The sequence below is a fragment of the Stenotrophomonas acidaminiphila genome, assembly GCF_001431595.1.
Taxonomy (GTDB): Bacteria; Pseudomonadota; Gammaproteobacteria; order Xanthomonadales; family Xanthomonadaceae; genus Stenotrophomonas; species Stenotrophomonas acidaminiphila.
The window spans coordinates 1-722 of the sequence record NZ_LDJO01000052.1; the positions used below are offsets into that span (position 1 = coordinate 1).

Annotated in this window: 1 protein-coding gene; it reads right to left on the minus strand. The window is 67.3% G+C overall.

The genetic code is table 11. The annotated features are described in order from the left end of the window. Positions 1-704, minus strand: a 704-nt coding sequence (locus ABB33_RS14380) for a PAS domain-containing protein (RefSeq protein ID WP_248842457.1), incomplete at its 3' end; no start/stop codon positions are given. Between the last annotated feature and the right edge of the window lie 18 nt (positions 705-722).

Genomic DNA, 722 nt, shown 5'->3' on the forward strand with positions numbered 1-722 from the left:
GTCAGCTGCGCGACGGTGGCGTTGGCGTCGTCGCGGATGCGGGCGAACACGCCCTGGTAGCTGCCTTCCATGCGTGCGGTCAGGTCGCCGCGCGACAGCGCGCCGAGCAGGGTGGAGACCTGGCCGACGCTGCTCGCGAAGCTGTCCAGCAGGCCGTTCAACTGTTCCGACAGCTGCAGCAGGAAGCCGCTCTTGCCTTCCAGCATGATCCGCCCGGAAAGCTCGCCGTTGGCCGCGGCGGCGACGATGCCGCTGACCTCGCGCTCGACCTGCACTTCGGTGGTGCGGTCGTCCCACTCCACCACGTAGCCCAGGCGACGGCCGTCGCCGTCGGTCACCGGGTTGATGATCTGGCGCATGATGTGGTTGCCGACGGTGATCTGCGCGCGGTGGGTGCCGTGCAGTTCGCCGAGCAGCTTGCGCTGGTGCGGCGGATGCTTGTGGAACACATCGATGTTGCTGCCGATCAGCGTCTTCATGTCGAAGTTCGGCAGGTCGCGGCGCATGTCCTGCTCGGCCTTACCCAGCATCTGGAACAGCGGCCGGTTGGCGTAGATGATGTTCAGGTCGGCGTCGGCGATCATCACGCTGGTGGTGACGTCGTCGAGCGCGGAACGGATGCGCAGGTTCTCGGCGGCACGGGCGCGGTCCTGCCCGGCACGGGTCTTGAGCTGGACGACCATCTCGCCGATCGCGGCATACATCTGCCCGATCTCTGCGCG